The sequence below is a fragment of the Anaerofustis stercorihominis genome (assembly GCF_024623185.1).
Classification (GTDB): Bacteria; Bacillota; Clostridia; order Eubacteriales; family Anaerofustaceae; genus Anaerofustis.
Genome location: NZ_JANJZK010000010.1, coordinates 20,156 through 46,992 on the forward strand (window position 1 = coordinate 20,156; position 26,837 = coordinate 46,992).

The 26,837-nt window shown below is 32.0% G+C and carries 21 protein-coding genes; 4 read left to right on the forward strand and 17 right to left on the reverse strand.

Translation table 11 applies throughout. The annotated features are described in order from the left end of the window. Positions 1-60: 60 nt before the first annotated feature. Together ilvA and NSA01_RS10095 are read left to right on the forward strand one after the other, a co-directional pair. Positions 61-1,266, forward strand: coding sequence for a threonine ammonia-lyase (ilvA, locus tag NSA01_RS07090; RefSeq protein ID WP_257480791.1), 1,206 nt, complete (start codon positions 61-63; stop codon positions 1,264-1,266). 148 nt (positions 1,267-1,414) lie between these two features. Beyond that, complete coding sequence (locus tag NSA01_RS10095) at positions 1,415-5,743, forward strand: CDP-glycerol glycerophosphotransferase family protein (protein WP_257480792.1); 4,329 nt, start codon at positions 1,415-1,417, stop codon at positions 5,741-5,743. A gap of 8 nt (positions 5,744-5,751) precedes the next feature. Here NSA01_RS10095 and NSA01_RS07100 read toward each other — a convergent pair whose 3' ends face one another. From NSA01_RS07100 to NSA01_RS07110, 3 genes are all read right to left on the reverse strand, one after another. After that, a complete protein-coding gene (locus NSA01_RS07100) occupies positions 5,752-6,123 on the reverse strand; it encodes a hypothetical protein (protein ID WP_257480793.1) in 372 nt (123 codons plus the stop codon). Between the two features lie 258 nt (positions 6,124-6,381). Further along, positions 6,382-7,779, reverse strand: coding sequence for an LPXTG cell wall anchor domain-containing protein (locus tag NSA01_RS07105; RefSeq protein ID WP_257480794.1), 1,398 nt, complete (start codon positions 7,777-7,779; stop codon positions 6,382-6,384). A gap of 300 nt (positions 7,780-8,079) precedes the next feature. Then, the gene (locus NSA01_RS07110; protein WP_117532474.1) at positions 8,080-9,411 is read right to left on the reverse strand and encodes a RuBisCO large subunit C-terminal-like domain-containing protein; all 1,332 of its coding nucleotides are present in this window, start codon (positions 9,409-9,411) and stop codon (positions 8,080-8,082) included. A 304-nt stretch (positions 9,412-9,715) separates the two neighbouring features. Here NSA01_RS07110 and NSA01_RS07115 point away from each other — a divergent pair, with 304 nt between their 5' ends. Further along, on the forward strand, positions 9,716-10,687 hold the full coding sequence (locus NSA01_RS07115; protein ID WP_257480795.1) for a sugar-binding transcriptional regulator: 972 nt from the start codon (positions 9,716-9,718) through the stop codon (positions 10,685-10,687). Between the two features lie 139 nt (positions 10,688-10,826). Here the strand turns inward: NSA01_RS07115 and NSA01_RS07120 are convergent, their stop codons facing one another. The 7 genes from NSA01_RS07120 to NSA01_RS07150 form a co-directional block, all read right to left on the reverse strand. After that, positions 10,827-11,600, reverse strand: a complete 774-nt coding sequence (locus NSA01_RS07120; RefSeq protein ID WP_117532476.1) for a phosphatase — start codon at positions 11,598-11,600, stop codon at positions 10,827-10,829. Positions 11,601-11,951: 351 nt separating this feature from the next. Next, positions 11,952-14,357, reverse strand: a complete 2,406-nt coding sequence (leuS, locus tag NSA01_RS07125) for a leucine--tRNA ligase (RefSeq protein ID WP_257480796.1) — start codon at positions 14,355-14,357, stop codon at positions 11,952-11,954. 579 nt (positions 14,358-14,936) lie between these two features. Continuing rightward, the gene (locus NSA01_RS07130) at positions 14,937-15,158 is read right to left on the reverse strand and encodes a PspC domain-containing protein (RefSeq protein WP_257480797.1); all 222 of its coding nucleotides are present in this window, start codon (positions 15,156-15,158) and stop codon (positions 14,937-14,939) included. Positions 15,159-15,172: 14 nt separating this feature from the next. Continuing rightward, the gene (locus tag NSA01_RS07135; RefSeq protein WP_257480798.1) at positions 15,173-15,394 is read right to left on the reverse strand and encodes a PspC domain-containing protein; all 222 of its coding nucleotides are present in this window, start codon (positions 15,392-15,394) and stop codon (positions 15,173-15,175) included. Between the two features lie 154 nt (positions 15,395-15,548). Next, a complete protein-coding gene (locus NSA01_RS07140) occupies positions 15,549-16,178 on the reverse strand; it encodes a CatA-like O-acetyltransferase (protein ID WP_257480799.1) in 630 nt (209 codons plus the stop codon). A 97-nt stretch (positions 16,179-16,275) separates the two neighbouring features. Further along, positions 16,276-17,466, reverse strand: a complete 1,191-nt coding sequence (locus NSA01_RS07145; RefSeq protein ID WP_257480800.1) for a M24 family metallopeptidase — start codon at positions 17,464-17,466, stop codon at positions 16,276-16,278. Between the two features lie 173 nt (positions 17,467-17,639). Further along, positions 17,640-17,867, reverse strand: coding sequence for an LLM class flavin-dependent oxidoreductase (locus NSA01_RS07150; protein WP_257480801.1), 228 nt, complete (start codon positions 17,865-17,867; stop codon positions 17,640-17,642). Positions 17,868-18,075: 208 nt separating this feature from the next. Here NSA01_RS07150 and NSA01_RS07155 point away from each other — a divergent pair, with 208 nt between their 5' ends. After that, positions 18,076-18,465: a helix-turn-helix domain-containing protein gene (locus tag NSA01_RS07155; RefSeq protein WP_257480802.1), complete on the forward strand. Its 390-nt coding sequence runs from the start codon at positions 18,076-18,078 to the stop codon at positions 18,463-18,465. Between the two features lie 134 nt (positions 18,466-18,599). On the opposite strand, the gene hydF is transcribed toward NSA01_RS07155, so the two are convergent. The 7 genes from hydF to NSA01_RS07190 all read right to left on the reverse strand — a co-directional run bounded on the left by hydF (position 18,600) and on the right by NSA01_RS07190 (position 26,833). Then, entirely contained in the window at positions 18,600-19,784 is a 1,185-nt protein-coding gene (gene hydF / locus NSA01_RS07160; RefSeq protein WP_257480803.1) for a [FeFe] hydrogenase H-cluster maturation GTPase HydF, read from the reverse strand. Positions 19,785-19,793: 9 nt separating this feature from the next. After that, on the reverse strand, positions 19,794-21,221 hold the full coding sequence (hydG, locus tag NSA01_RS07165) for a [FeFe] hydrogenase H-cluster radical SAM maturase HydG (protein WP_257480804.1): 1,428 nt from the start codon (positions 21,219-21,221) through the stop codon (positions 19,794-19,796). A 132-nt stretch (positions 21,222-21,353) separates the two neighbouring features. Continuing rightward, entirely contained in the window at positions 21,354-22,454 is a 1,101-nt protein-coding gene (gene hydE, locus NSA01_RS07170) for a [FeFe] hydrogenase H-cluster radical SAM maturase HydE (RefSeq protein WP_257480805.1), read from the reverse strand. Between the two features lie 271 nt (positions 22,455-22,725). Next, positions 22,726-23,253 carry a hypothetical protein gene (locus NSA01_RS07175; RefSeq protein ID WP_257480806.1) on the reverse strand — a complete coding sequence of 176 codons (528 nt, stop codon included), beginning with the start codon at positions 23,251-23,253 and terminating at the stop codon, positions 22,726-22,728. Positions 23,254-23,255: 2 nt separating this feature from the next. After that, positions 23,256-24,167 carry a glycyl-radical enzyme activating protein gene (locus tag NSA01_RS07180; protein WP_257480807.1) on the reverse strand — a complete coding sequence of 304 codons (912 nt, stop codon included), beginning with the start codon at positions 24,165-24,167 and terminating at the stop codon, positions 23,256-23,258. A gap of 5 nt (positions 24,168-24,172) precedes the next feature. Then, positions 24,173-25,408, reverse strand: coding sequence for a DUF362 domain-containing protein (locus NSA01_RS07185; protein WP_257480809.1), 1,236 nt, complete (start codon positions 25,406-25,408; stop codon positions 24,173-24,175). A 123-nt stretch (positions 25,409-25,531) separates the two neighbouring features. Then, positions 25,532-26,833, reverse strand: a complete 1,302-nt coding sequence (locus NSA01_RS07190; RefSeq protein WP_257480810.1) for a PTS ascorbate transporter subunit IIC — start codon at positions 26,831-26,833, stop codon at positions 25,532-25,534. Between the last annotated feature and the right edge of the window lie 4 nt (positions 26,834-26,837).

The following is a 26,837-nucleotide window of genomic DNA, read 5'->3' on the forward strand; positions in this document are numbered from 1 at the left end:
AATATTCAGAAAATAGGAATATAATAAAATTTAATAAGTTTCAACCATAAGGAGGGCAATATGTTAACATTAGACAAAGTATATCACGCAGCGTTTACACTTAAAGACGCAATAAGGAAGACGGATTTGATTGCGGCTCCGCCTCTTAGTAATAAAAATAAGATATATTTAAAAACAGAAAATTTACAAACCACCGGTAGTTTCAAAATCAGAGGTGCGTATTATAAAATAAGTCAATTAAATGACGAAGAAAAGAAGAAAGGTATCATTGCCTGCAGTGCGGGAAATCATGCACAAGGTGTGGCATTAGCCAGCGAAAAGAATAAGATACCATGCATTATCTGCATGCCCGACGGCGCTCCTATAAGTAAAGTAGAAGCTACAAAGAGTTACGGTGCTGAAGTATGCCTGGTAAGTGATACTTATGATGATGCATATGATAAAGCAATCGAACTTCAAAAGGAAGAAGGATACACTTTCATTCATCCTTTTAACGACGAAGATGTGATAGCGGGACAAGGAACGATAGGTCTTGAAATATTGGATCAACTATCCGATGTAGATGCTGTTGTAGTACCGATAGGCGGCGGCGGACTCATAAGCGGAGTTGCATATGCAATCAAACATTTAAAACCTACATGTAAAGTTTACGGAGTTCAGGCAGCGGGTGCACCGAGCATGTATAAATCAATGAAGGAACATAACAGGGTTGCCACCGAAACGGTAAATACATTTGCAGACGGTATCGCAGTCAAAGAACCTGGAGATTTGACATATGAACTTGTAAAAGAATACGTAGACGAGGTGATTACCGTTACGGAAGACGAAATAGCTGCGGCTATACTTATGCTGATGGAGAAACAAAAACTCGTAGCAGAGGGCGCAGGAGCAGTTTCTGTTGCGGCGGCAATGTTTGATAAGATACCTCTTAAAAATAAAAACGTCGTATGTATTGTAAGCGGCGGAAATATAGATGTTAACATTTTAAACAGAGTAATAGACAGAGGTCTTGTAATGAGCGGAAGAAAAACATCTCTTACAATAGCTCTTACAGATAAGCCGGGACAGCTCGTAGCGGTAAGTTCCGTAATAAGCAAATGCGGAGCAAATGTTGTAGAGGTACAATACGATAACGGAGACCCTGAAATGCCTATCAACAGTTGCTTCATAAAAATAACCATGGAAACAAAAGACAGCAGTCAAGCCAAAGATATAGAAAAAACTCTAATTGAAAGCGGATTTAGCATCGTAAGCGAAAGAGTTTAAAAAAGTATTATATTAGTTAATGATTAATACTACTTATTATTATTTTATATCACTAAAAAAAGTATATATATATACTTTTTTTATTTTATATGATAAAATATAAAATAATATATTATAATATTATCTTATATTTAATGGAGGTTAATTTGTGTTACGAAAATTAAAAACTAAATTAATAAAAATAAAAGATCAAAAAGAAATTGAACATTTAGAAAAAATTTCAATACCTGATATTGAAGAACAAGATAAAAATAAAGTTTGGGCTTTTAATGCCGGAAATAGATTTTTAGGTAATCCTAAATGGTTATTTATCTACATAAATGAATACAGAAAAGACATTACTTCTTATTGGATATGTGATAGTGATGAAACGATCGAATTGATAAGAAATCTTGGATATAGGGCATATAAATTTGGAACACTGGAAGCTGAAAAAGCAAAAGATAAAACCGGCGTTTTTGTTGTTGAGAATGCAAAAGAGCAATTACCCGCTGGAATGCTCCATGTAAAATATTTAAATTTATTTCATGGTGTTGGATGTAAACCTATTGAAAGAAATTTAAGATATGGAGTTTTAAGTGAAGGCATTGCAAAAAAATATATAAAATACAATCAGTTTTTTAGAAATAATCAATTATTTTTAGTAACATCGCCAATGTTGGAGGAAAATTTTAAGTTTCAATGCGGTATAGATGATGATAAAGTTATAAAAGCAGGATATCCTAGATGCATATATCAAAAATATAACAAAAGATTCTCAACATATGATACATCATTTATTAACGATAAATTTATTAATGATGATACTAAAATAGCTGTATATGCTCCAACATATAGATATAAATCTTTAAATAATTTTTTTAATAAGGCAATTCCAAATATGAGAATGCTAATAAAAAAATTAAAAGAAAATAATATGATATTAATTTTTAAGGTTCATCCTTTTATGGAAGAAGATCCGCAGTATATTAATGCTAAAGAGCAATATAAAGATAATGAAAACTTGATTTTTTGGGATAATGAACTTGATTTCTATGAAATAATGGATAAAGTTGATTTAGCAATTATAGATTATTCATCAATATTTACAGATTTATTGGCAGCCGGAGTTAAATATTTTATAAGATATGTATTCGATATAGATAATAAAGAAAACACAGGTGATCTTATTTATGATTATGATGAAGTTACTTTGGGTCAAAAAGCTTTATCTTTTGATGAATTATTAATAGCACTGGATAATTATAAAGAAGATTACGGGAATAAATTAGATAAAATTTATAATATGTACTGGGAATTTTCAGGTAAAGATACATTTGAAAAAATTATTGATCAAACATTAGATTTTGAAATCGAACAAAGAGAATTACCTAATTTATACTCATTTGACATATTTGACACTCTAATAAGTAGAAAAGTACTTGATCCGAAAGGGATATTTTATTATGTAAAGGAAAGAATGGAAGAAAATAATTCATTCCCGTCCTTTTTAGTTAAAAATTACCCTAATCTAAGAATGCAAGCCGAAGAAAATGTAAGAGAATATTACAGAAAAACGTTAGAAGAAAGAAATTCCGAAAGAAGAGAAATAACTTACGATGAAATATTAGAAAGAATGGAAGACTTGTATGGAATTACGAAAGAGCAACAAAAATTATTAAAAAAATGGGAATTTGAAGCTGAACTAGAAAATGTAATACCTATAGAAGAAAATATAAAATATATTAAATCATTAATAAATAAAAATCAAACTGTAGTTCTGATAAGTGATATGTACCTTCCTAAAGAATTGATCATACAAATGATCAAAAGGGCAGATCCGATTCTTGAAACGATTCCTTTATTTGTTTCAAGTGATATTGGTGTACAAAAAACAACGAAAAAATTATTTTTACATATATATAATAGTTTTGATTTTTATGATTTTAAACATTGGATACACCATGGAGATAATATTTTTGCAGATGAAAAAATGCCTAATCAACTTGGAATACAAACAATAAGACATGAAATACCAAAATTCAATGATTATGAACAAGCACTGGTAAATCAATTAGAAAGTTATGATTCATATTTGGTGGCAGCCAATATGGCAAGATTTAGATTTAATAATCCTTCTAAGAAAGATATTTTTGCTTATTCATATATTTCTATGTACTTTATACCTTATGTTTCTTGGGCTTTAAAAGATGCAATAAAAAAAGGTAAAAAGACTTTATATTTTATATCAAGGGACGGATATCACCTTAAAAGAATCGCAGACAAATTGATTGAAATAAAAGGGTATGATATTAAAACAAAATATATTTACGCATCTAGAAAAGTTTGGAGGATCCCTTCATATATAAATAATATTGATGATGGCTTTTGGGGAGGGTATGGTAATTTTGTAGAAATTGAAACTTTTGATAAGTTACTTCAAGCCCTCGATATGGACGAAAAGGATTTTAATATATATTTCCCCGATTTACAATATCTAAAAGAATTAGAACATATAGAACCTAAAGAATTATCATCTTTAGTAGAAATTTTTAGAAATGATAAAAGTTATCACGATTATTTATTAAACAAAGCAAAAGAAGAAAGAAAAATCGTTAGCAAATATCTTGAGCAGGAAATAAATAAAGATGAAGAATTTGCTATTGTAGAATATTGGGGAAGAGGTTATACACAGGAATGTTTCCAAAGATTATGGGAAGACATAATAAAAAAAGATTATAATTGTGAGTTTTATTATGTAAGAACAGTTTTACCTACCATAGATAAAAACATAAGATATAATTTTACGTCCAATCCTACACCTATTTTATTTATTGAGGCAATATTTGCAAATATTACTTATAAAACAGTATCAGAATATGTTTATAAAGATAATAAAATTGTACCGGTAAAAAATACAGCAGATTGCGATATTGAATTATTTAAATCAATGGAACAATATTTACCAAAATGTGTAGAAGATATTTATAGCGATCGTTTTAGAGATGAAGATACTCTTGAAAAATCACTATACGACTTTGCTCTTGATTATTATTCAAATAATCAAGACAATCAAATATATTCTGAGTGCCTCGCTCATTTATTAGATTCTGTTTGGATGAACGGGCAGGTAAGAGAATTTGCACCGGCATTTACAAATGAAACTATGCAAGAAATATTTGGTGGAAATATACTAGGTAAATATACAAGATCCAGAGAAATGAGCGTAAACAGAACTAGGGGACATGCTTTAGAGTTATATAATAAAATGTATCAAATAGATCCTAATATGGGCTACGATAAATTCGGACCTAAACTAAATGAGAATGATTTAAATAAATGCAATCTTATAAAAGAAGAAATAGATAAATTTGAATCTGTTTCTGTAGAAAAACAAGAAATGTATAATAAAATGTTACATTTCCCTGTTGATGATAATAAAATAGTCTTTATCTCTAAAATTAAAAAAGTTGAAAAAACGGAAACTCTTATTTTAAAAAAATTATTGAAATCACATAAAGGAATAAAAACTGTCGATATAGAAATAAAGGATACAGATATTACAGAATTACAGATGAAAGATTTGGCTACAGCAAAATACATTATTATGTTCTCACCTATGGATCTAATGGCTATGTTAAGTATAAGAAAAGAAACAAAGATTATTCAATTATGCGATTTTGCTTTTGCTTTTACAAAATTTGGATTGAGTAGAAACTTTAAAATAAGATATAATCATGATTTATTAAAATTAAAATTAAGAAACGAATATGATCTTGTTAGCGTTTCTGCAAATTCATTAATTCCTATTTTTGCGGAAGAATGGGACATAAAAAGTTCAATGAACATAAAAGCATTAGGTTCATGTCAAACAGATGTATTTTTTGATGAAGAATTTAAGAATAATTCTTTTACTAAACTATATGAAGTTTTCCCTGAAGCTAGAAATAAAAAAATAATTTTTTATATGCCGCTTCATAGATATAGAAACAAAGCTGCAAAATATGTTGAGTTTTTAGATATATCATTGCTTAGAAAAAAGTTGTCAGATGACTATGTTATTATAATTAATAACAATGCTAAACCAAATGATAACAATTATTTTATACAAAAAGATGATAGAATTTTTGCTAAAGACTTAACTAATATACTATCAATGAGAGAATCAATGATTGTATCAGATATAATCATTGGAGATTACAGAAGAACATTATTTGAAGCTGCATTATTAGATAAACCAATTTTTTTGACAGCTCATGATTATGCAGAAACAACAAGAAGACTTCAAACTAGATTTAAATATTTAGATATAAAGTTAGGACCTATAATAAATAATGCTGAAGAATTAATAGAGCATATCAGTCATTTAGATAAATATGATTATTCATTAATAAATTCTTTCAAAGATAAATATTTAACAATGTGCGATGGAAATTCTTCACAAAGAATTCTTGATTATATTTTAAATGATATGAACCAAAATAAAAAAGACCAATAAGGTCTTTTTTATTTTATATATTTCTTTAATTCTTCTTCGTTTTTAAATTCATATTCCATTCCTACTGAATAGTCCTTTATTATTCCCTTGATTTCATTGTTATCATTAAAAACCATGATCCTTATTAAATAGGACAAATGTGTTGTCATATTTATGATTTCTGACATATTATAACACTTACTTTTCAAATTATAGTTTAATTCCTGATATAGTTTTTTTAATTTAAGTATTAAATCTTCTACTCCATTAAACTCAATATAACTTTTCATATAACAATTAAAAATTTTACCTTTACAGGTATTTTCACCAATATCTATATACATTAAATTTTTATCCCATCCATCATATGAAAAACCAAATCCAACTGTTTTATTATCCATAGATCAACCTCTTTCAGTAAAATTAAGTTAAAATGCATATACATATATTAGTTACGATAATTACACATTTTGTAACAATTATGATATTATAAAATACGAGGAAAATGTTACATATTTATACACAATAATATGTTTTTTTGCGTTTTTTCTTACACAAAGTGACAAATTACAAATTGTATTATATTGTTACAAAATGTGTACTTTTTTTGACAAATTAATATAAAAAAAGACTGCTATTTAAGCAGCCTTTTAATTAAACTAAATAAATTTTTTCTTTAAAACAAATCCAAAACCGCCAAGGCTTACAAGAGAAATCAATATGTAAGGAAGCATACCACTATCACCTGTCTTAGGATTTGATGTAACTTTTGTGTTATCCGTAGCTGAATTCTTATTATCATTTTCTGTATTTTTATCAGGAGCAACCGCAGGTTTATCATCAGGTTTTACAAGCATTGGTATATATTCGATCTTTGTGTGAGTTGGGTCATTAAGACAAGTATATTTTATTTCGCCCTTTTCAGTATATGTAGCTTCTTTTATAACTTCTCCCTTATTCCATTTATGCCCTAGTTTAGGAATGACTTTTTCAGTTACTCTTTCACCGCAAATCTTACATATTCCGACTTTTAATCCATCTTCGGTACAAGTAGCAGCTTTTTCTACTTTAAATTCTATATTACCTTCATGAGTACAAACATCTACTTTGATATTTTCATCGACATTTGTGATTTCACCTTGTTTAAAATCAAGATTTACATTTTCATTATTTGTCATAACTATTTCGGTATTATTGCTTTTACCCGGAGATAATGTTCCTATTTTACCACCGTCAATAGTAGTCTTGATATTAGAAATAGAACCCGTTACATTTGAGTCTCCGGTTTCACCGCCTAAATAAAGGTCTTTTATAGTTCCCCCTGTAACTTCTATTTCTGCACTGTCCATACTTCCTCTATTAACACTTTGAACAACATTTAAGTCTCCGCCTTTAATAGAAAGTTTAGCAGAACCGGTATAGCCGTTAGAACCGCCTGCGGTTACCCATGCACTTCCAAGAGAACCGTCATTAATCGTAAGTGAAGAATTTTTTGTGCAACTTATGCCTTCACCGCCTCCGAATACTAAAGAGGATACACTTCCTCCGTTAATTGTAACATTGGCATTTTCAACTTGGCAAGGAGAGTCCTTTGCATTACCATTATACCATGAAGAATTTGAACATCCACAGTCCTTAGTTAAAGAGCTTGCTCCGCCTCCTTGAACCGCTACCATATTTCCTCCATTTATAACAATATTCGTACTTGAACAATTACTTTTATGTAATCCACCGCCGATAACGTTTCTTACAGTTCCGCCGTTCATAGTTATTGATGTCGAAACGGATGTAGCATCATCATGCATACCGCCAAGGACATTGGCATTCTTACCTACATTCTGCTCTCCTCCGTCCCATTTTATGAGAGCACCTTCACTTCCGTCTTCTCTCGCTTCGATAGTAATAGCTACACCGTTAGCAAAGAAATACTCCGTTCCGCCAAAGGTTTTAAGTTCAGGTTCTACTTTATCAGCCGCAAAAGATACCGGAGCAAAAGATGTCAAAATCATTATACATATCATTGCAATACCGGATATTTTACCCAATGTTTTTTTCATAATTTAATTTCCTTCCTTTAATTGTGATTTTCGACAATAGTTACTTAAAGTTTACTTTTTGTCACAAATTTGATAATATTAAATATATACAAATTTACTAGATTTTCGCTAAACACTAATGATAATTTTTACGCAAATCAACAAAATACATTACATATTATTATTTCTAGTGCACGTTACATAAAGTAAACCTTTTTTAACAAAAAAACACGATAAAGTAGGATTATAATAAAAATTTTAATAAAAAAAGAACCTCACAAATGTGAGGTTCTTTAGGTAAACATTATAAGTCAATGATTTTTATTCTTTTAAATCAAAAATACCATGTTTTTCTTCTTCGTATAATCCGAATGCATCAAGAGCAGCTTTAAGTTCCGGATATTGTTTTACGGTTTCTTCATCATTTAAGTGTCCGCCGTTCATAACTATATCGATACCTTGTCTGAATGCTTTACCGCCTGCAACTGCTCCGTCAGGATGTCCGATAACAGCTCCGCCTGCTGCGATTACTACGTCTGTACCGAATTTAGTCATAACTTCTTCAATATGACCTTGAGTCGTTCCGCCGCCAGGCATTGGAAGTGAACGCTTGATATTATGATATGGAGCCAAGTGAGTCATACAAACTTGTTGGAATTTATCTTCTATCATTGGGAATTTTCCGTATGGGCTAAGTACGATACCCATATCGAAACCCGCAAGTCTAGGTAATTTAGCTTGGATCAATTCAGTAGATAAACCATAATCATGAGATACATACAATGAACCTGTCAAGTCCGGATGGAATAAGAACGGTACATCAAATTCTTTAATGATGTCTCTGCAGGCATCAAGTCCTAATGTCCAGCAGTTGAGCATTAAACCGTTAGCTCCTGCTTTTATTGCCTTTTCTGCATTTCTCTTAGCTTGGTCAGGTGTATCTGTGATATTAAATGTATAGATAGTTTTTTCACCTTTTTTATCATCAGCTCTTTTTAATGCGTCCATTACTGCACTTACTCTGTCTTCGATCTTTGAATATGCAGCATTTGCGATAAGTTCATCGTCTTTGATTAAGTCAACACCGCCGAGTGCTACTTCATATGCGATATCAGCTGTTACTTCAGGAGTAAGTCCGCAGCAAGGTTTAATCATGTTGTTAACCAAAGGTCTTTCTTTTACACCAAGAAGTTCTCTGACACCTTCAACACCGTATTTAGGTCCGTCAAATGCTTCAAGCCAGCATTTAGGGAATGAAATATCTACGAGTTTAAGTTTACCGCCTCCGGAAATGTTACCGACAGTCGCTGTAAGTAACATAGCAAATTGAACTGAGAAGTTTGCAACAGGGAATCCGATTTGGATTATCCATGCTCTTTCCTTTGTATCATCAGGTATGCACCAAGAATGATTAGGAACTTCATATATTCCGCAAACTCTGGCTACGTGTTCTTTTCTTACTTCCGGAGTTTCTTCGGGTACAGGAAGCCATGTTCCCGTTGATTGCTCTACTGCAAGAGCGAATGATTGTTTAAGTGCATTTGTCGTTGTTTTTCCTTGATAAGCATATGTAGCGATAATAAAGTTATCTCTATCGATGTTATCAGATAATTCGAACATTGTTGGGTCATAAGTCATTTTTACATTTGACATAATTTTGTTCCTCCTAAAATTACATATCTTTTCTATGACTTTAGTATATTATCCTTTTTTAATTATCACAATATAGAAAATTTTTGCAGTAGAGTGAAATTTTTTGCACTAAGAAATTAATATGGTTAAATGTATATTATCCGTAAAGTTGCTTTATTTATAGGATTTCTTAAAAAATTTTAGCAAAAACATTATTTATAAATTAATAATCAAATAATAAAAAGAATATTTTTACAATTGCTTTCTTGAAATATTATTTAATAGATTTATAATAAGATATATAAAGATAATTTAAGGAGTGTATATGGATCCAAAAGTATACAGACAGTCAAATTCTCTTATGATGAGGACTACATATCTATATTATGAAATGGGTTATTCTCAAAGTAAAATCGCCAAAAAGTTCAATATTTCCGTTTCAACGGTTTCAAGACTTTTAAACAATGCAAAGAAAGAAAAAATGGTTTCATTTGTAGTTGATGAAAGAGTACTTGAAGTTTCTGACCTTGAAGATATTATTAAAGATAAATACGGACTTAAAGAAGTAATAATAGCAAGGTGGATGGAAGAAAGTTACGAACCGAATAAGGACGATATAAAACAGCTCGTAGCCTTTGAAGGTGCTCAGTACATACAAAGAGTAATAAAAGATAATGATATCTTGGGTATCACATTCGGGAGGACCATGTATCATATGATAAATTTCTTCAATCCCTGCAAAAAAACAGATACTCAGTTTGTAACTCTTCACGGAAGCCTTTCTCAGATACATAGAGACTTTAATGTTGACACTCTAACAAAAAGGATGGCAATGTCTTTCGGAGGCAAAAACTACTGCATCAAGGCTCCCGGACATGCCAAAACAGAATACGAAGCAGACATGCTTATACACAGAATTGATAACAGCGAAGTATTCGATAAATTCAAACACGTGAATATTGCAGTATCGGGAATAGGTTCCTTCTATCCAAACAAAGATTCTTATCTATGCAGTGAAAATTATTTTAACGAAGAAGAACTTAAAGAATTTGATGAGCATAAAGTATATGCAGATGTCGGACTAAGGCTTATAAATAAAAACGGAGAAGAATGCAGCACGAGCCTTAAAAACAGGACTATTGGGATATCTTATGAAGACTTTAAAAATATTCCTACAAAAGTCATAATGGTAAGCGGTGAATATAAGAAGTATAGCGTAAAAGCTGCACTTAACGGGAATTTAGCAGATGTTCTTGTCATTGATTATGAACTGGCAAAGGGACTGTTAAATATTTAAAGTGACTATAATACGGGGCACTACGCCTGCTACGCAGATTCCGCGCCCCTTACATCACATTAACAAAACAAAAAAGAACCTAGTTTATAGGTTCTTTTTTACAATATTTTTATATTTCACATTTTTTATAATACTTTATCTAATCCAAAGTATTAAATTCTCCGCTTTCTTTTGCTTTTTCAATTTCACCTAAAATATCAAGACCTTTTTTTCTCATAAAATATTTTTGTAGATTTTCGGCACTTGCATTGATTATAAGTTCTTCGGGGAAGTCAGCCGCTTCAATAATACCCTGAGCTCTGTCTATTTTACCCACACCGAGACAGAAATGAGCATCGGAATTAACAGAAATTGGCACATCATACTTTTTACAAAGCTTGGCTATTTCGAGACAATTTTCTTTACTGCCCTTTCTTGCATAGAAAGAATTATTATTTACTTCAACAACTTTATCATATTCATTGCATTTTGAGATCAATGTTTCATAATCAAATTTAAAGATAGGAGCCCCTAAATGTCCCAAAATATCTATTCTTGGATTTTCGAGAACCTTTAACATTATTTCAGTGATCCTGTCGGGATCCCTTTCAAGGAATGTTTCATTATGAATAGAAGCTACTACATAATCAAGGGTATCGAGCACATGGTCGGGAATATCAAGCCTGCCGTCAGGCTGTAAAATATTAGCTTCTGCACCTCTTAAAACATATACCCCCTCCAAAATCCTTGGGATAAACATTTCCAGAGACTGAAAATGCCACTGATGAGCACCGTCCTGAAGAGCCGGCCCGTGGTCGGTCGTCCCGAGAGCTATATGACCTGCTTTTTTGGCACCTTTACACATTTCAACGATGGTAGAATAAGCATGATGAGATACGCTTGTATGTGTATGTAAATCCGCTACTATATTCATTTTTATCACCCTACTTTCTTTACGTTTATTTATATTTTAATTATAATACTAATTCATATTTTTCTCAATAAAAGAATTATTCTATTAATGTAATTATCTGATAATAATATATTAAAATCATAAAAAAATTTTTAATTTATTAATAATAAAATGTTAAATCAATATTTATAAATACTACAAACCTAATTAAAAAGCCCTGCATTGGCAGGGCTTTTATAACTTATATACTTTATACTCCTAACAAATCATTCAAATGATTTTCAAAATTAAATGTAAATGTTTTTTAGCCACCGCTTAGGCACCGCGCCCAGCGGAGATTTTTGGTTCTTTTTATCTTTAAAAAGAACTAATCTATTTAACAACAATATTATAAATTCTTCCCTTAACATAAATTTCTTTTACTATTTTTTTATCTTCAGGGATATTTAAAACCGCATTTTGTTTATGAACGATAGCTTTAACCTCTTCCTCACCGGCTTCTTTTCCTACAGAAACTTTTCCTTTAAACTTACCGTTGATTTGAATAGGGATTTCTATTTCATCCGCAACGGTTTTTGCTTCATCGTATTTGGGCCACTTAGCGTCATGAAGATATCCTTCAAAACCCGCTCTTTGCCATAACTCTTCCGTCAAATGAGAAGCTACCGGATTTAATAGAATAAGGAAAGTCCTAAATTCAGCTCTGTTTATTTTACCGTTATCGTAAACATGGTTTGTAAGTTTCATCAACTGTGCAATAGCTGTATTGAATTTTAAAGTTTCAAAATCTTCGCTTACCTTCTTTATCGTTTGGTGCATTAAAGTAACAAGTTCCTTTGAATATTCATCACCGTCAATGAGCATATCTTCCATTTTAGAAACTCTGTCTAAAAATCTCTTACAGCCCTTAACTCCGTTTTCGCTCCATGGAGCTACCTTTTCAAAGTCTCCGATAAACATTTCATAGGTCCTTAAAGTATCCGCACCGAATTCATCTATAACTTCATCAGGATTTACAACATTCCCTTTGGATTTAGACATTTTTTCATGGTTTTCACCTAAAATCATACCATGACTCGTTCTCTTTTGATAAGGCTCTTTCGTATTTACTACACCTATATCATATAAGAATTTATGCCAGAAACGTGAATAAAGCAAATGAAGTGTAGTATGTTCCATACCACCGTTATACCAGTCAACATTCATCCAGTAATCAATAGCTTCTTTGCTTGCAAGCTCTTTATCATTGTCAGGGTCCGTATATCTTAAATAATACCAGCTTGAACCTGCCCACTGAGGCATAGTATCGGTTTCTCTCTGTGCATCCGCACCGCATTTAGGACATTTAACATTATACCACTCAGGCATATTCTTAAGCGGACTTTCACCGTCATCCGTCGGTTTATAATCTTTAACATCAGGAAGTGTCAAAGGAAGTTCACTTTCATCCAATGGGACAAAACCGCAGTGAGGACAATTTATGATAGGAATAGGCTCTCCCCAGTAACGCTGACGAGAGAATACCCAGTCACGAAGTTTAAAATTGGTCTTTCTCTTACCTATACCTTTTTCCTCTACGATTTGAGTCATTTTTTCTTTTGCTTCTTTGATTCCAAGTCCGTCGATCAATGGAGAATTTACAATCTTACCGTCTCCTGTGTAAGCTTCTTTTTCAATGTCTCCGCCGCTTACTACTTCGATTATAGGTAAATCAAATACTTTCGCAAATTCGTAGTCTCTTGTATCGTGAGCAGGAACAGCCATAATTGCACCTGTTCCGTAAGTCATAAGAACATAATCAGAAGCAAAAATACTTATTTCTTTTCCTGTTATAGGATTAATAGCTGATATACCCTCTAACTTGACACCTGTCTTTTCCTTATTAAGTTCGGTTCTTTCAAAATCGGATTTTTTTGCTGCTTCTTCTTTATACTCAAGAACTTTATCTAAATTAGAAATTTTATCTTTTAAAGTATTTATTACAGGATGTTCAGGAGAAATAACCATATATGTCGCACCGTAAATAGTATCCGGTCTTGTTGTGTAAACAGTTAGCTTCTCGTTTGTGTCTTTTATATCAAAATTGATTTCAGCACCGTAACTCCTGCCTATCCAGTTTATCTGGCTCGTTTTGACTCTGTCAATAAAATCAACATCTTCAAGATCATCAATTAGTCTATCCGCATACTCAGTAATCTTTAACATCCATTGATTTTTTACTTTTCTTACTACTTCTCCCCCGCATCTCTCACATACACCGTTGACTACTTCTTCGTTTGCAAGACCTACTTTACAGCTTGTACAGAAATTAATAGGAAATTCTTTTTTATATGCTAAGCCTTTTTTGAATAATTGAAGGAAAATCCACTGTGTCCACTTATAATATTTAGGATCTGTAGTATCAACTTCTCTTTGCCAGTCAAAAGAATACCCCAAAGATTTAAGCTGCCTTTTGAAATTATCTATGTTGTTCTTTGTAACAATTGCGGGATGTACACCTGTCTTTATGGCATAGTTTTCCGTAGGAAGTCCGAACGCATCAAAACCCATTGGGAAAAGTACATTGTAGCCTTCCATCCTCTTCTTTCTCGAAACGATATCAAGAGCGGTATAAGGTCTCGGATGACCTACGTGAAGCCCTTGTCCCGAAGGATAAGGAAACTCTACCAATGCATAATATTTAGGTTTATCTTCCCCCGTCACAGCATGGAAACATTGTTCCTTGTCCCAAATTTCCTGCCATTTTTTTTCTATGTCTTTAAAGTTATAATTTTCCATTTATATCTCCTCATTTATAACTATTTCGAATTTAAATTAACATTTTTATTATAGTTAATTTTAGGTAGTTAAGTCAACCAATAAATTAAAAAAGACAGTTAATTCTGCCTTTTTATTCTATTTATTCATAAACTTATCATATTAAAACTATTTAATAAAGAAAAATCTTAATATAACACTCATCTTATTTTTTTAAGGCTAAACTTTATTTTTTCAAATGTACTGTCAGTTATAATTCTAAAATCATTTTATAATAATTTTTGTCTTGTAAATAAACCAATTTACAATCTTTCAAAATCCTATTTAAAGAATATAATAAACTTTATTTTCTCTTTATTCTAAGATATATATACTTTGTTAGATATAATATATTTCAATGTAAGTAACAAGTCTAAACAACAGTTTTTTATGTGATATTTAATAAAATAAAAAACACCTTTAAAAGTGCTTTTATCATCTGAATATCATTATAAATAATGAGACCGTTTTAAAATTTTTAATTTTAAGAATCCGGTCGAATATTTGCCACCACGGCTAGTGGCGATTTTTGGTGCTTTTAATCGTTTAAATGCACGGTATTTACTTGATTTCATAATCATCATAGCCCAAAGTATTTTTATCAGGCATGATACAAGCAAGTATTATATAAAGCAATAAAAATGGAAATCCCGTGGTTACTACAGCTAGGAAAACATAAATCACCCTTACCAAAGTCACATCAACTTCCAAATATTCGCTGATACCTTTAAGTACTCCGCTTATCATAGCTCCGTTTTTTGTTTTATAAAGTTTTTTATTCATTTCTACCCTCTTTTTTACATAATATCATAATCAGTATATCCGCTTTCATTAGAGCTTGGCATAATAACAGCTAAAAGGATATACAAAATAATCGCAGGAAAACTATGAACAAACAATCCAAGAATTATATAAATAAGTCTCACAACTGACGCATCTACGCCTAAAAAATCCGCAAAGCCGTTTAAGACCCCGCATATCATAGCTCCGTTTTTCTTTTTGTAAAGCTTTTTCTTCATTGACTCCCTAATCCTTATTTATCTTATACTGTCATAATATATAATATACATTATTTGGTGATTATTATATCATTAAAATTTTATTAAAACAAGCATATATTTTGATGTACAAAGTAATAAAGGCATTAAAGCAGAAATATTTTATAATATCATATTAAAACGAATTTAAGTATTCATTTAGTAACTCATAAAATTTACCTACATGGACACCGTCAACAAAAGAGTGGTGAGCATGGACGGACATAGGTATAATTAATTTCCCCCCTTTTAACTCATATTTACCAAAGTCAAAAATAGGTACTGCATTATTTTTATTTCCTGAATTTGTGTGAGATATATTTAAAAAAGAAATCCACGGGAAAGGAGAAAACTGAAATATATCATTCCCCGGAGGAGATACAAAATATTCTTCTTGTTTATTTGCTTTCTCATATGCTTTTTTAACATATTCATCTATTGTATCGGTAAGCTCCATATCTACCATTTTAAATAACTCTGTCTCTTTATTCAAATATGTAAAAGAAGTATCTATTTTATCGTATATGACAACCTTTTCGTCTAAAAATCTATACCTGAACTCTTCTATCTCGTTTGCACACTTTGCCAAAGCATAAATAAAAGCAATGGTAAAAGAATAATTATTACTTTTTACCATACTTAAAAACTTTGTTATATCAACTTCAAAACTAACGCAGAAAAAGGGTTCTACACTGTTTCTAAAAATATCATGATGCATCTTCCTGTCCCAAGTATTTAAATCAACTTCTCTGTAATTATTTGACATGACCTTACCTCTAAAAAATATTATATATTTGATTTTACCATAAAAATAGCTTATGATAAAATATATTTCTATCATAAGCCATTCACTAAATAGTTTATCAAAAAATATCTATTATATCTTTTGCTCCGCCGGTGACACATTCTCCGCCGTTTTTAGTTACTATAAAAGTCTCTTCGACACCGACTACTCCTCGGTTTTCCACTCCGTATTTAGGCTCTGCTGCAATGACCATATTTTCTTTAAGAGGTTCATCAAATCCATTTGCAATGACCGGATAACCGTCAAGGAACAACCCAACGCCATGTCCTAAAAAAGATACTTTTCTATCTTTATAACCCATAAAATTCTTTTTTAAATCATTGCTTATACCATTTATGACTTCATTATAAATCTCGCTTGGTATACTTCCCACGGTAAGAAGTTTACTTACCTTGTCCAGTATTTCCATACATTCATGATGAAGTTCTCTCTCTTTATTTGAAACTTGCCCCTTAAAATTATAAATCTGAGCCTTATCCGTCTGGTATCCTTTATATATCGGAGAGGTATCCACAAAGACGAACTCACCTGCATTCAGTTTATCCTCTGAACCTATAATGGGAATAACAGGACTTAACCCTTTCATTCCTCCCGGACCGTCATGATTTGTATTATAAAGAGAGTTTACTCCAAAACCGAATTGCCCCATAGATCCCTCATTATATGGATTATAAAACCTTAAAAGACCGTGAGAACCTGCCTTAATAAATTCATTATACAACTCTCCCTGAAATTCTCTTTCGCTTATCCCCTCTCTTAAAAGTTTTGGAACCACCTCATTTAAAACATGACCATGGATTTCTCCGCATTTTTTTATACATGCAAGCTCATATTCGCTCTTAACGCTCAGTAATCTTTCCAGTATACTGTCCGCGTCAAAAAGCTTTTCTATATCAAAATATTTCTTTATCCTGTTCATGACTAGCATACTCATTTGAGACATTTCGATATAAGTTACACCTAAATTACTGCCAAAAAATTTAAGTATCCCGCCATATGATTTGATTTTATGAACTTCTTCGATGACCGCTTCATCTTTTGCTCTGTCATAATCTCTTCTGACGAATAAGTACGGCTTTCTTGATTTTTTGTTAAATATCAATAGTCCATCCTGCATCGTCCCCGTAAAGTAATATTGATGAACTCTGTTGATTATAATAACATTATCCCAATCCCCTATTTCATCCATCATATTTAAAAATTTATCTATTCTGTTTTTGCTTTCTTCTTTAGGTAATAATTCGTACATAAATAATCTCACTTCACTGTTTATAATGTTATATTATGAAAATTTTGTTTTATTATAACTATTCTTTTATTTTATTGCAATACCGAAAGTATATAAATAAATTATGAATAATTAAATATTATAGTAAATAAAAAAATGCAAATAAACAAAAAGAACCTCTAAGGTTCTTTAATTTATTTTTTTGTCCATTTAATTTCAAATCCGATAATATCGGCAATTTCTTTGACTTCTTTATATTTAATTGTACCTCTGGTAAGTTTATTTGAAATATTCTGAGGAGTTACATTAACGTCAGGATTTTTCTTATTCATTTCATCCGCTACATCTGTAAGAGTCCACCCACTTGCTGCAATATAAGATTTAATTTCATTTCTTATATTATTTACTTCTTCATTATTCATCTTAGCACCTCTACTAAACTATAGTATATAATTTTATACTTAAACGTATATTTTTATCTATTTAAGTATTGACTTTTGTTTCATTATAGTGTAAGATAAAACTATAAAAAAACAAATATTACTATACCGTGTATTATAACATTTTTTTGATTAATATTACAAATATTAATTATATTTTATTACTTAATTTTAATATAGAGGTAAAATTATGGACACAAACTTAAAAAATATAGGAAATAGACTAAAAGAAATAAGGAAAAGAGAAAGATACACACAAGAAAATATTGCAGAGTTTGCAGATATTTCCACAAGCCATTATAGCCATATAGAAAACGGAACAACAAAACCTTCATTAAATACACTTATTAGAATAGTCAATGTACTAAATGTAAGTATGGATGAAGTATTGGATATTGAATTAAATAAAAAGTCCTTATACATAACGTTGGAAGAAATAAACAAAATATTTAGAAACTGCAATATTAAACAAAGAAATCTATTAATAAACAATATGATTTATTTACAAAACAATAAATTTCCCGAATGTATTATAGAAGAAATACAAAATAGCAGAAAGCCTAAATGGCACAATAGATAAGTAAGTATGTATAATAAATACTTAAAATAAAACTAAACAATAAACTTCTGAGACTTTAGTGACTGAAATTTATAGGATTTTTATTTAGTTAAAACTCTAAATATTAAAATAAAAAAGTCGCTTAAAGAAGCGACTTATAATTTTATCCCCAGCGGTTCTACAGCTCTTTTAAGTATCCCATTCATATATGCAATCAATATCCCGTAGTTAACGATATTCACATCATTATCAACAGCATATTTTATCCTATGCTTCATTTCCTTTTCATTCAGCATACACCCTCCGCAGTGAATGACAAGAGCATATTTACTTAAATCTCTCGGGAACTCCGTTCCGCTTGAAAATTCAAACTTAAGGTCTTTACCCGTAAACTCTTTAAACCATTTAGGTATCTTCTCGCTTCCGATATCTCCGCACTGTCTGTGATGAGTGCACCCTTCGCTAATCAAAATGGTATCTGAGTCATTTAGGTCTTTTACCTTTCTAACCCCGTCAATCAAAACATCTATTTCTCCTTTAAATCTAGCAAAAAGGATTGAAAATGAGGTAAGAGGGATATCTTTTGGGGTATCTTTATCCACATTTTTGAATGCCTGAGAATCTGTTATTACAAGTGCGGGTTTTTCTTTTAGAGAATTAATCGTAGTCTTAAGCTCGTCTTCCTTACACATAATAGAAACCCCGCCTTTATCCAGTATATCTCTTATGGTCTGCTGCTGAGGTAAAATAAGTCTTCCTTTCGGAGCCGCCTTATCTATGGGAATGACTAAAATGACCTTATCTCCTTTATTTATTAAATCCGATACGATTACCTTTTCATTTTCCTTAGGAGTTTTCTTTGCAATCAACTCTTTAAGTTCTTTTATGTTTTCCCCGGTCTTTGCACTTACATATATAAACTCATTATTTTTCTTATCATCACTTAAAATATCCGCTTTATTCATTACGACGATATAAGGGATATTCTTTTCCTTTATGAGATTTAAAAGTTCTTCATCTACATCTGTAAGTCCATATTCGCTGTCCAAAATAAGCAATGCTATATCCGTCTTATTTAAAACCTGATAAGCCTTTTCTATCCTCTTTTCTCCGAGACTTCCAATATCGTCAAGCCCCGGAGTATCGATTATAACAACAGGTCCCAAAGGAAGAAGCTCCATTGCTTTACTTATCGGGTCTGTGGTAGTACCTTTCACATCGGAAACTATTGCCAAATTTTGATTGGTTATTGCATTTATAATGCTGGATTTCCCTGCATTCCTTCTGCCGAATATACCTATATGAATTCTCTCTCCCTTTGGTGTATCATTAAGTCCCATAAAATACTCCTATACCCTAAAGTCTCTTTTGCCTTCTCTTATGTTCTTTAAATTTTTTCTTACTAGTTCTCTCATTTTATCATTTGGGATTTTTTCTATTTCTTTCTTAATAAGTTCATAACCGTCTTTTTTTGTCTTTTCGCTTGCATAATCTTCAAGATACTCGGCTAAAGTCATTATTGCATTAGGCTGACAGCAGTTTGCTATTTGTTTGCTTTTTACAAGCTGCATAAACCTATCCCCTGTCCTGCCCTCTCTGTAACAAGCGGTACAGAAACTTGGGATATAATCCATACCAATAAGCCAGTCTACGACTTCATCGAGAGGTCTGTTGTCGCTGAGTTCGAATTGAGCCGAGTTTTCGTCTTCCTCTTCTCCGTCAGCATACCCTCCTACACTGGTTTTGCTTCCTCCGCTTATTTGAGATATACCAAGATTTAAAACTTTTTCCCTGCATTCCTTGCTTTCTCTGGTAGATATTATCATTCCCGTATAAGGAACCGCTATTCTAAGACACGCCACGATTTTTGCGAATGTATCGTCATCAATTCCGTTATCAAAATCATCAGGGTCTATATCATCAGCACTTCTAAGTCTCGGAACTGATATCGTATGGGGTCCCACTCCTTTATACGCTTCCAAATGCTCTGCATGCATAAGTATTCCGGTAAAGTCATATCTATATAGATTAAGTCCGAAAAGAACCCCTACTCCCACATCGTCTATACCGCCGTCCATTGCTCTGTCCATTGCTTCGGTATGATATGCATAGTTATGCTTCGGTCCTGTCGGATGAAGCTCTTCATAAGCTTCTTTATTGTAAGTTTCCTGAAATAAAATATATGTACCGATACCCGCTTCTTTAAGCTTTCTGTAATTCTCCACGGTAGTAGCGGCAATATTTACATTTACTCTTCTGATAGAACCATTTTTATGCTTTATGGAATAAATAGTCTTTATACTTTCCAAAATATATTCTATAGGATTATTTACAGGGTCTTCTCCCGCTTCAAGAGCAAGTCTTTTATGCCCTAGATCCTGAAGAGCGACCACTTCTCTTTTTATTTCTTCCTGAGTAAGCTTTTTTCTGCAAATATGTTTATTTTTATAATGATATGGACAATATGTACATCCGTTCACACAGTAGTTTGATAAATATAAAGGTGCGAAAGTAACTATCCTGTTGCCGTAAAATTCTTCTTTTATTTCCTTAGCAAGCTTGAATATCTCTTCATTCTTTTCTTCGATATCGCAGTCAAGCAATACCGTAGCCTCTCTGTGAGTAAGACCTTTTTTCTTCCTTGCTTTTTCAAGGATTTCATCAATCAATTTTTCATTATGTTTATTTTCTTCAGCAAACTCAAGAGTTTTTTGAATTTCTTCATCATTTATAAACTCTTCCGCTGTTGGTGACATTACGTCATATTTTATACTCATATTTTTTCTCCTTATTTACATTTAAATATTTACATATTAAATTACAAATTATTTTTTTAACACTGGGAGGGGTAGCAACTGTTCCAAAATTTTCGGGAAGAAAATTTTAGTAAATCCAGTTGCGTTCAAGCCCTAGTGGCGTTTGAACGTAAAGCCTTTTTGGGTTCTTTTGTGGCTTTGGACAAAAGAACCTCGCTCTCTAACATTATCTCCTCTGTCAACAACGACCTCATATCCTATCTTTTTCATACTTTCCTTAAGATGATTTAAACTTTCCGCAGCTTCATCTCCTGTACTTACTTTTCCGTCATAAAGCATATATTTTTTTCTTACATTCATAGGAGATAAGTTCGGCATAACTACATTCGCCCCCGCCAAAATCCCCTTTTCTCTGCCCATTTTATCGATGGTTGCAAGAGAAGTTGTCGCGGGAAGGAGTACTGTAGGTATCATAAGCCTTATAATTCCTAAAAGAAACAATGTAAGTTCAAAACTTCCGTTTTTCTTATCTTTAAAAGGTGTATCTTTGTGTGCTATAAATGGTCCTATCCCTACCATTTCCGGATTTAATTCTTTTATAAACAGCAAATCGTCTGCAAGATTTTCTGCACTTTGATAAGGAGACCCCACCATAAATCCCGTACCGACCTGATAACCTATATCCTTTAAATCATAAAGACATTTTTTTCTGTTTTCTAATGACAGACTTGCCGGATGAAGCTTTGAATAATGATTACTATCGGCAGTCTCATGACGAAGAAGAAATCTGTTGGCTCCCGCGTCATAATATTTTTTATAGCTGTCATAACTCTTTTCACCGATGGATAAGGTTATGGCACAGTCGGGATATGATTTTCGAAGCGTAGATATTATATCTACCATTTTCTCATCGGTAAAATATGGATCTTCACCTCCCTGAAGAACGATAGTCCTAAAACCTAGATTATAACCTTCTTTTGCACAAAGAAGTATCTCTTCTTTTGTTAGTCTGTACCTATCCGCATTTTTATTTGAACATCTTATACCACAGTAATAGCAATCATTTTTACAATAATTGGTGAATTCAATAAGTCCTCTTATGTAGACATCTTTCCCGTAATATTCTTCCCGCCTTTTCCTTGCGAGATTAAATAAATATTCATCTGTCTCTTCATTTCTGTTATTTATAAGATATATAAATTCATCTTTTTTTAAAGTTTGTTTATCATATAATTTATCGATTATTTCTATCAAACATACCTCCGAATAAAAAATCTCATACCTAAAGCATGAGATAAATATACATAAATTATTTTATATAAATTTCATCTTTACCTTTAGAATAACGCTTCGGGTTTAGAACTATATTTAAATGCTCATTATCAGAACTTGTCTTCTAACTTGCAAAAAGATTATAACACATAGGAATTTCATTTACAATGGATATAATTTGGCATAAAAAGAAGAAGCCTTTTATATAAGACTTCTTTAAACAATTTTAATTAAAGGATTTTATTAAAACATATCAAATATGTTTTATTGCACTTATTATTTTTTTAGTGTCCTCTTTATTAAGACACTTTCCGAAACGTATCTTCCTAAGTTTATTTTTCTTATTTAATATATTTAAACTTATCCTTCCTCTGTCGTAATAAAATATATATCTGTTATGCTCCAAGGCATTAAAAAGTATTAAGTCTTCAGAACTTGAAAATATCTTTTTTACTTTTTTTCTATCAACTTTATAAGATGTAAAATTAGATTTTATAATCATTTCACCGTTTGATATCTTTATGTATTCATTTTCGCATACCTGACTTATAAAGCCCTTAAATAAAGGATAAAAAATCACCATAAGCCATATAAAAGCAACAAAACTTCCGGGAGATACAGCCTTTTGATAATTAAAAGACCAGTAAAACAATAAATATATTAACGATATGATTAGTGACATACCAACAATAAATATAAATATCTTCTTTTTATTTCGTTCACTTTCAATATTTATATCCACTTCATTTCCATTGGAAATGATATTTACCCTGCTATTCATGTTTAACCTCCTATTTGACACTCTAAACCATTTTCTTCAAACATCTTTAAAATACTATTCATTTGATCATCTTTAGGAGGAGTTATATCTTTTAGTTCATACTCCTTTTTTAAAACTTCGTATTTATATAAACCAAGTCTATGATAAGGAAGTAAATTCACTTCATATTTATTTTTTAAACTCTTTATAAGCTTTATGATATATAACATATCTTCTTTGCTGTCATTTAAAGAAGGTATGACAGGAACCCTTATAATGATATTTTTATTATGTTCATCAAGATATCTTAGATTATCATGGATTTTATTATTGTCCACTCCCGTCAGCCTTTTATGTTTATCATTATCGACAGCCTTGATATCAAACAAAAATAAATCCACATACTTCATTATTTTATTGATATTTTCTTTACTAACATATCCCGTCGTTTCGATTGCCGTATTTATATCACGGGATTTTAATCTCTTTAAAATTTCATATGCCGCTTCAAACTGAAATAAAGGTTCTCCTCCCGAAAGAGTTACTCCTCCCTTTGAGGTTTCATAAAAAATTTTATCTTCCATACATTTAGTAATGATTTCATCTATGGATAAATTTTTGCCATATACTCTAAGAGCAGTAGCGTAGCAGTTATCTACACACAGCATACATTTAGTACACTTATCCTCATTTATATTTATACCTTCTTTATCAACGGTTATTGCACCCTTGGGACAAACTTTTTTGCAGTTCAAATCTCCGATACATTTATCTTTAAAATAAACGATTTTAGGTTCTAATAATTGTGATTCGGGATTTGCACACCATGGACATCTTAATGGGCAGCCTTTTAAAAATACAACCGTCCTTATACCGGGACCGTCATGTATACTATATTTTTGTATATCAAATATAACAGCCGATTTTTCTCCCATATTGGTTACCTATCCGTATCCAGACCTTCGTCTTGTTTGTATATATCCAAAGCTCCTATAGATTGAATAAACTGCCTTCTGGACCTTGGAGGACATCCGGGGACAAAACCTCCTCCGTAAATATGACTTCCCGCACAATTACCGTAATAAATATGCATCCTTCTGTCAGACGGATGTTTTTTATCTTCAAAATATTTCCCTACATACACATTTATAGGAATTTCCATTTTTTCTATATCATCTTTATGCCTGCTTAAAACATAAGTTATCGTCGATAAACAAGCTTTGCAGTTCTTACATCCGTTTATAACAGTAACGTTACTTGGAATGCCATTAAGGGAAGTATTATAGGACTGATTGATATCAAATTTAAAATCCGATATTTTATCTCCTACTACCTCGATTTTATCTAAGTCTATTTCTCCCATGCCCCTGTTATAAGAGTTTCTTATATGATGAACATCCACTGCATCATGACCTAAGATCTTACTTCCAACACTGTCAATACTTACTCTGTCAGGAGAAGTCATGATCAAATTAGTATTGATTTTATCTCCAAAAAGAGGTGCCCCCTTTCCATGAAGACCATATATGCCGTCGACTACAGTAAGCGTAGTCTTTGTATTCGAGTTTATATCACATATAGCTTGGTCTAACCAAGAACCGTTTTCTTCCATTTCATCGCTTAAAGGAGGATAGAGCCCTATCCTGTGAAGTGAATGCTGTTTATCTTCATCGGAAGAAATCCCTACAGACAAATTTTTAATTCCTATGGTTACTTTAGTCATGGTGTGTGCTTTAAGCACGGGACAGTTTATAACAGCGTCAGCATCACATAATACCTTCGGTATATTGATACTCTTAAGGACCAAGCCGTCAATATCCTTTTTAACGAATTCACCTTTTTTTAAATCCATTAAGACGATTTTTTCTCCGTCAGCAATTTTATCATATCCGCATTCTTTCATTGCTTCCATTGAATCTATTCCCCAGTTGGAACTCTCCGCAACTATAACCTTTTTAGCTCCGACATCAAGACACATATCCGCAATTGTTTTTACCAAAACGGGAGATGTTGTCGCTCCCGTTTCGTGGTCTTGAGCACAAAGAACATTAGGTTTTATAACTACCATATCATCTATTTTAACAAAATCAGAAATACCCCCGAGTAAATCTAATGCTTTATGTACTTTGTCTTTGATTTGGTTCGGTTTACACTTTAGTAATGCTACTTTTCCCATAATTTACCTCTTTATGATTGTTTTTTAGCTAGAAAATTAGTATAATTTAATATATTTCTTTCAATATTCTTATATTGATTGACATAAAGGGAATGTTACGCATATTAACATTTCCTTTTTTATTTAAAAGATACTTGATATACCTTTGAATATATATCCAAGTAATGTACCCCATACACCAAAGTCACTTTCACCCCATGTAAGTCCGGTACCAATACATACGCTTCCCGTTAACGGAATAAGTAACTGTATACCAAAACTTAGGATAAGTGAAGAAACTATTGATGCAATAACAGCACCCTTGACACCGCCTGTCGCATTACCGTAAACAGCTGCAGGTCCGGAACCAAAGAAGTGAGGGATAACACCGGCAATAAGCACATACTGTACGCTTAAAGGTCCCGCAGAAATCAATGTACAAATAATACCTATAGGGAAACTTATCAAGAAACCTAAAAGCCAAGCAGTAGGAGCGTAAGGCATAACTATCGGACAGTCAAGCCCCGGTTTGGCGTTAGGTACGATTTTATCCGCAAAACCTTTAAATGCCGGTACGATCTCTGCAATAAGCATTCTAACACCGGATAACAAAATAGTTATTCCGGCACCAAAGTTAAGACCGTTCATTACAGCCCACATAAACCTGCCTTGTTCGCCTACCTGCTCTAATATGTAATCTTTCGGAGCTATAAAAGCTACGACCAAGAATACCAAAAACATCGTTATTCCGGTAGCAAGTGTTGCATCTCTGAAAATACTCGCCCATTTAGGCAGTTTTAAATCTTCTGTAGATTTGCTTGGATCTCCAAACCTTTCACCTATCCAACCGCCTATAAATGCCTGCAAACATGATGAATGAGCAAGCCCAACTCCGGCATTATTTGTAACTTTATCGGTGTACTTCTGACAAAGAGCAATAGCTAACGGACAGTATATACCGCTTATCAAACCGCTTAACAGTACTATCTGCCATGTGCTTGTAATACCTAATTGTACTTCTATAAGTACACATACCAACATATTTATGAATAGTAACATGTGACCTGTTAAGTATACATATTTAAATTTGGTAAATCTCGCAACGATCAAATTTACCATAAAGCATACTACCATCGATAGAACAGCTACTTTTCCGTAAGTTCCCATTACAGCTGCGATTATTGATTCGTCGTTAGGGAAAAATCCTTGAAAACCAAATACTTCGTTCATTATGCCCCCAAGGGGTACCATGCAGCTTACAAGTATTCCTGCTCCCGTACTTAAGATCAAATACCCCATAGCTGATTTCATCGTTCCCGACAAAATATCAGGCAGAGATTTTTTTTGAGCAATAAGTCCTATCATAGAAACAAGAGCAATCATAATAGCCGGAACGCCCAGAACATAATTTGCCATATAATCTACAAAATTTATTAAAAAATTCATTTTG

Coding starts and splice junctions, on each gene's coding strand:
- hydG (WP_257480804.1), bottom strand. CDS start 21,221: ATGAGTATAAAATATGACGTAATGTCACCAACAGCGGAAGAGTTTATA.
- ilvA (WP_257480791.1), top strand. CDS start 61: ATGTTAACATTAGACAAAGTATATCACGCAGCGTTTACACTTAAAGAC.
- NSA01_RS07100 (WP_257480793.1), bottom strand. CDS start 6,123: ATGGATAATAAAACAGTTGGATTTGGTTTTTCATATGATGGATGGGAT.
- NSA01_RS07180 (WP_257480807.1), bottom strand. CDS start 24,167: ATGGGAGAAAAATCGGCTGTTATATTTGATATACAAAAATATAGTATA.
- NSA01_RS07135 (WP_257480798.1), bottom strand. CDS start 15,394: ATGAAGAAAAAGCTTTACAAAAAGAAAAACGGAGCTATGATATGCGGG.
- leuS (WP_257480796.1), bottom strand. CDS start 14,357: ATGGAAAATTATAACTTTAAAGACATAGAAAAAAAATGGCAGGAAATT.
- NSA01_RS07190 (WP_257480810.1), bottom strand. CDS start 26,833: ATGAATTTTTTAATAAATTTTGTAGATTATATGGCAAATTATGTTCTG.
- NSA01_RS07175 (WP_257480806.1), bottom strand. CDS start 23,253: ATGAATAGCAGGGTAAATATCATTTCCAATGGAAATGAAGTGGATATA.
- NSA01_RS07145 (WP_257480800.1), bottom strand. CDS start 17,466: ATGTACGAATTATTACCTAAAGAAGAAAGCAAAAACAGAATAGATAAA.
- NSA01_RS07185 (WP_257480809.1), bottom strand. CDS start 25,408: ATGGGAAAAGTAGCATTACTAAAGTGTAAACCGAACCAAATCAAAGAC.
- NSA01_RS07140 (WP_257480799.1), bottom strand. CDS start 16,178: ATGTCAAATAATTACAGAGAAGTTGATTTAAATACTTGGGACAGGAAG.
- NSA01_RS07130 (WP_257480797.1), bottom strand. CDS start 15,158: ATGAATAAAAAACTTTATAAAACAAAAAACGGAGCTATGATAAGCGGA.
- NSA01_RS07105 (WP_257480794.1), bottom strand. CDS start 7,779: ATGAAAAAAACATTGGGTAAAATATCCGGTATTGCAATGATATGTATA.
- NSA01_RS07155 (WP_257480802.1), top strand. CDS start 18,076: ATGGACACAAACTTAAAAAATATAGGAAATAGACTAAAAGAAATAAGG.
- hydF (WP_257480803.1), bottom strand. CDS start 19,784: ATGGGACTTAATGATACACCAAAGGGAGAGAGAATTCATATAGGTATA.
- NSA01_RS07150 (WP_257480801.1), bottom strand. CDS start 17,867: ATGAATAATGAAGAAGTAAATAATATAAGAAATGAAATTAAATCTTAT.
- NSA01_RS07110 (WP_117532474.1), bottom strand. CDS start 9,411: ATGTCAAATGTAAAAATGACTTATGACCCAACAATGTTCGAATTATCT.
- NSA01_RS07115 (WP_257480795.1), top strand. CDS start 9,716: ATGGATCCAAAAGTATACAGACAGTCAAATTCTCTTATGATGAGGACT.
- NSA01_RS07120 (WP_117532476.1), bottom strand. CDS start 11,600: ATGAATATAGTAGCGGATTTACATACACATACAAGCGTATCTCATCAT.